This is a genomic window from Pseudomonas sp. YQ_5, assembly GCF_043103305.1.
Lineage (GTDB): Bacteria > Pseudomonadota > Gammaproteobacteria > Pseudomonadales > Pseudomonadaceae > Aquipseudomonas > Aquipseudomonas putida_Y.
The window spans coordinates 1-4636 of sequence record NZ_JBICJS010000039.1; the positions used below are offsets into that span (position 1 = coordinate 1).

At 63.2% G+C, this 4636-nt stretch carries 3 protein-coding genes; all 3 read right to left on the minus strand.

Annotated features, from left to right (window positions below):
* Positions 1–214 precede the first annotated feature (214 nt).
* The 3 genes from leuA to xseA all read right to left on the minus strand — a co-directional run bounded on the left by leuA (position 215) and on the right by xseA (position 4522).
* Positions 215–1888, minus strand: a complete 1674-nt coding sequence (leuA, locus tag ACF8EA_RS06775; protein ID WP_021781914.1) for a 2-isopropylmalate synthase — start codon at positions 1886–1888, stop codon at positions 215–217.
* Between the two features lie 423 nt (positions 1889–2311).
* Entirely contained in the window at positions 2312–3139 is an 828-nt protein-coding gene (locus tag ACF8EA_RS06780) for a M23 family metallopeptidase (RefSeq protein WP_103463199.1), read from the minus strand.
* Between the two features lie 3 nt (positions 3140–3142).
* Positions 3143–4522: an exodeoxyribonuclease VII large subunit gene (gene xseA / locus ACF8EA_RS06785; RefSeq protein ID WP_028698084.1), complete on the minus strand. Its 1380-nt coding sequence runs from the start codon at positions 4520–4522 to the stop codon at positions 3143–3145.
* Between the last annotated feature and the right edge of the window lie 114 nt (positions 4523–4636).

Consider the following 4636-nt stretch of genomic DNA (forward strand, 5'->3'; position numbering starts at 1 on the left):
CCTGCTGGCCAATATCCCTGGCCGTTCACCGTTGCCGTGGCCTCCGTATTCGCGGGTAAACCCGCTCCTACACCTGATCGGTGGTGGACACACACACATTGGTGATTGGGCGCAGGCCGTTGTAGGAGCGGGTTTACCCGCGAAAGGGCCAGCCCAGGCCAACAAAAAAGCCCGCATCAAACGATGCGGGCTTTCTCATCCCTCATTCCAGGCTTCAGGCCGCCTTGGCTTCCTGCTGGCTCAGCGAGCGGTTCAGCGCGCTGAACAGGGCCTTGAAGCTGGCCGTGGTGATGTTCTCATCGATACCCACGCCATGCACCGGACGGCCACCGGCTACACGCAGTTCAATATAGGCCGCGGCCTTGGCATTGGTGCCAGCGCCAATGGCGTGCTCGTTGTAGTCCATGATCTCTACGGCAACCGGCAGGCCAGCCACCAGTGCTTCCAGGGCGCCGTTGCCCTTGCCGCGCCAGTGCAGGGTGGTTTCGCCTTCACCGGCAACTTCCACTTCCACGGCGCTGTGGCCGTTTTCTTCCTGCAGGCGATGGCTGACCAGTGCGTATGGCGCGTTGGCCTGGAGGTATTCCTTGTGCAGCAGGCTGTAGATCTGCTGGGCGGTCATTTCCAGGCCCAGGCGGTCGGTCTCACCCTGCACCACCTGGCTGAATTCGATCTGCATGCGACGCGGCAGGCTGATGCCGTATTCCTGCTCAAGCAGGTAGGTGATACCGCCTTTGCCCGACTGGCTGTTGACGCGGATTACCGCTTCGTAGCTGCGGCCGATGTCGGCCGGGTCGATCGGCAGGTAAGGCACCTCCCACAGTTCCCCATCCTGCTGCTTGGCGAAGCCCTTGCGGATGGCGTCCTGGTGCGAGCCGGAGAACGCGGTATGGACCAGGTCGCCCACATACGGGTGGCGTGGGTGTACCGGCAACTGGTTGCACTCTTCGACCACCTTGCGCACGCCGTCGATGTCGGAGAAGTCCAGCAACGGGTCGATGCCCTGGGTGTAGAGGTTCAGAGCCAAAGTCACCAGATCGACGTTACCGGTACGCTCGCCGTTGCCGAACAGGCAGCCTTCGGCACGGTCGGCGCCGGCCATGAGGCCCAGTTCGGTGGCAGCGATGCCGGTGCCACGGTCGTTGTGGCAGTGCAGGCTGATGATCACGCTGTCGCGGCGGCTGATGTTGCGGCAGAACCACTCGATCTGGTCGGCGTAGATATTTGGCGTGGACACTTCCACGGTGGCCGGCAGGTTGAGGATGATCTTGTGTTCAGGGGTAGGGTTCCACACCTCGATGACCGCGTCACAGACTTCCTTGGCGAACTCCATTTCAGTGGCGCTGAAGGTTTCTGGCGAGTACTGGAAGGTCCACTGGGTTTCCGGCTGCTGGGCGGCGTACTTGACGAACAGCTTGGCCGCGTTCACCGCGATGTCCTTCACGCCTTGCTTGTCCTGATTGAAGACGATGCGGCGGAACGACGGGCTGGTGGCGTTGTACAGGTGGACGATGGCCTTCTTCGCACCACGCAGCGACTCGAAGGTGCGGGCAATCAGGTCCTCACGTGCCTGGGTGAGCACCTGGATGGTGGTGTCATCCGGGATGTGGCCGTCCTCGATCAGGGTGCGCACGAAGTCGAAATCGGTTTGCGAGGCAGACGGGAACGAGGCTTCGATCTCCTTCACGCCAACCTGCACCAAGGTCTTCCAGAAGCGCAGTTTCTTCTCCGAGTCCATCGGCTCGATCAGCGACTGGTTGCCATCACGCAGGTCGGAGCTGCACCAGATAGGTGCCTGGGTGATGGTTTTCGACGGCCAGGTACGGTCAGGCAGGTCGATGGTCGGGAAAGCGCGGTACTTCTTCGAAGGGTCTTTGAGCATGGTCATGGAAGCAATCCTTTTGTGTGCGGCCGAGATCGGGCCTGCCGAAGCGATAACGATATGAGGAGGCGAGGCGACGCGATTCAGCCTGGTAGTCGGGCGCTGACCAGGCAGAGGCTGCGATGTTGTCGGAGCAGGATGAGGGTGCTGAAGGTTTTCATGCCTTCAAACTTAACCAGTGGGGTGGGGGATGGCAAGCGTTCGGGAAAAATTGAGATAAATGCTTAAAAAAAGCCATTAAGCGAGATTTTATGGCTTTATTTGGCTGAGTGCTTCGTTGCTTTTGCGCGGTATTTTTCGATGGCGCAACACAATCGAATTAATGCCAGCAGTGCTGGCCCATTCGCGGGTAAACCCGCTCCTACAAGGGGCCGCGTACCTGTAGGAGCGGGTTTACCCGCGAATGGGTCGGCCCAAGCAGCGCAACGTTCAGGGCTGGAACGCGCCAATGAAAATCGCCGGGTCCACCCGCGCATCGTTCAGGCTGACGTTCCAGTGCATATGCGGCCCGGTCGCCCGCCCGGTCGAGCCCACGCGCCCGACCACCTCGCCACGACGCAGTTGCTGCCCGACCTGCACATCGATCTTCGACATGTGGCAGAACATGCTGATGAAGCCCTGCCCATGGTCGACGAACACCGTGCGGCCGTTGAAGAAATAATCCCCCAGCAGAATCACTTTGCCATTGGCGGGTGTCTTGATCGGCGTGCCCGCCGGTACCGCAAAGTCCAGCCCGGCATGCGGGTTGCGTTCTTCGCCATTGAAGAAGCGGCGCACGCCGAACTTGCTCGACAGCGGGCCGTTGACCGGCTTGTCGAGAATCAGGTTGCTTGGCAGGTTCGGGCTGAAACTGCGGTAGGCCTCGATCTGCTCGGCCAGCTCGCGGTCGATGCGCTTGAGGTCGGCCGGGTTAGGGTTGACCTGGCGGGTGTTCTTCAGGGTGATGCGCTGCTCAGGGTACTTCTTGCTACCTACGCTGAAAGGCAGGGTGCGCCCGCCCTGGTTCAGCACTGCGGTACCGGGCTTTTGGGTGAGCGGGATGCCGACGATGGCCAGCCAGTTGTCCTGCTCCTTCACCACCAGCACCGGCTTGCCTTCGAAACGGGCGCTGGGTGCGCTGGCGGCGGGGCCCAGGTCGACGACCGCCACGCCGCCGGGTACCGGTTTGTTCAGCGTGCGGGTGATATAGCTGGCCTGGGCGCCGCCGGCCAGCAGCAGCAGGGAAAGGGCAAGCAGGGGCGCGAGCATGCGGGGCATGTGTCAGTCCAGTAGTGAGAGGGTGACCGGGGTCAGGTGGTTGTCTTCGACGCGCACCAGCAGCTCGCCTTCGTTCAGGCGGGCAGTCAGGCGTTGGCCGTTGCGGGTCTGTTCGGCGCTGCGAATGGCCTGGCCTTGTTCATCCAGCAAAATGCTGTATCCGCGGGCCAGGGTGGCCAGCGGACTGACCACTTGCAGTGTCTGCAGCTGGGCCTGGAACCGCTGGCGACGGTCCTTGAGCACCTCACGCATGGCCCGTGGCAGGCGCTCGGCCAGGCTGTCCAGGCGCTGGTTCAGCAGTTTCAGGTTACGCCCCGGATGCTGCGCGGCCAGGCGGGCGTCCAGGCGTGCCAGGCGTTCGCGGCGCTGGTTGAGGTTGAGCATGAACGCGCGACGCAGGCGCATGTCCAGGTCGTCCAGGCGTTGAGCCTGCTGGCGCAAACGCTCGCCTGGGTGGCGCAGGCGCCGGGTGAGTGATTCCAGGCGCAGGCGGTCGTGGGTCAGGCGGTTCTGCATGCGCAGCAGCAGGCGCCGTTGCAGGCCATCCAGGCGTTGCCGAAGGCCGCTGTTGTCAGGGGCCAGCAGCTCGGCGGCAGCAGAAGGTGTGGGCGCGCGCACGTCAGCCACGAAATCGCTGATCGACACGTCGGTTTCATGGCCCACGGCGCTGACAATTGGCGTGACGCAGGCGGCCACGGCACGCGCCACGGCTTCCTCGTTGAAACACCACAGGTCTTCCAGCGAACCACCACCACGCGCCAGGATCAGCGCATCGAAGCCGAGGCTGTCGGCCAGGCGGATGGCGCGTACGATCTGCGCGATGGCTTCGCGTCCCTGTACCGCCGTAGGGATCAGGTTCAGCTCCACCTGCGGGGCACGGCGGCCGAACACACTGATGATGTCGCGGATCACCGCGCCAGTGGGCGAGGTGATGATGCCGATGCGCTGCGGGTGAGCCGGCAGCGGCTTCTTTCGTTCGGTGCTGAACAGCCCCTCGGCACCGAGCTTTTCCTTCAGGGCCTCGAAAGCCAGGCGCAACGCGCCATCACCGGCGGGCTCGACGGTGTCGAGAATCAGTTGGTAGTCGCCACGTCCCTCGAACAGCGAAACCTTGCCGCGCACCCGCACCGCCAGGCCGTCTCGCAGTGCCTGGCGTACCCGCGTGGCGTTCTGCCGGAACAACGCGCAACGCACCTGGGCGCCGCTGTCCTTGAGGGTGAAGTACATGTGGCCGGACGCCGGGCGGGCGAGGTTGGAGATTTCGCCTTCCACCCACACGCTGCGGAAAACGTCTTCCAGCAGCACGCGGGCGCGGCCGTTGAGTTGGCTGACGGTAAGGACCTCGCGGTCCAGGCCGAGTCGTTCAAAGGGGTCTCTGATCATGGTGGGCATGATACTGGGCTGGGTGAGTGCATGTCTTGGGGTTTGTGGTGCCTTTGAGATCGAGCGCCGCCCGCGCGGCGCATCGCGAGCTGCGCTCGCTCCTACGTTTGTTTC

Coding starts and splice junctions, on each gene's coding strand:
- leuA (WP_021781914.1), bottom strand. CDS start 1,888: ATGACCATGCTCAAAGACCCTTCGAAGAAGTACCGCGCTTTCCCGACC.
- ACF8EA_RS06780 (WP_103463199.1), bottom strand. CDS start 3,139: ATGCCCCGCATGCTCGCGCCCCTGCTTGCCCTTTCCCTGCTGCTGCTG.
- xseA (WP_028698084.1), bottom strand. CDS start 4,522: ATGATCAGAGACCCCTTTGAACGACTCGGCCTGGACCGCGAGGTCCTT.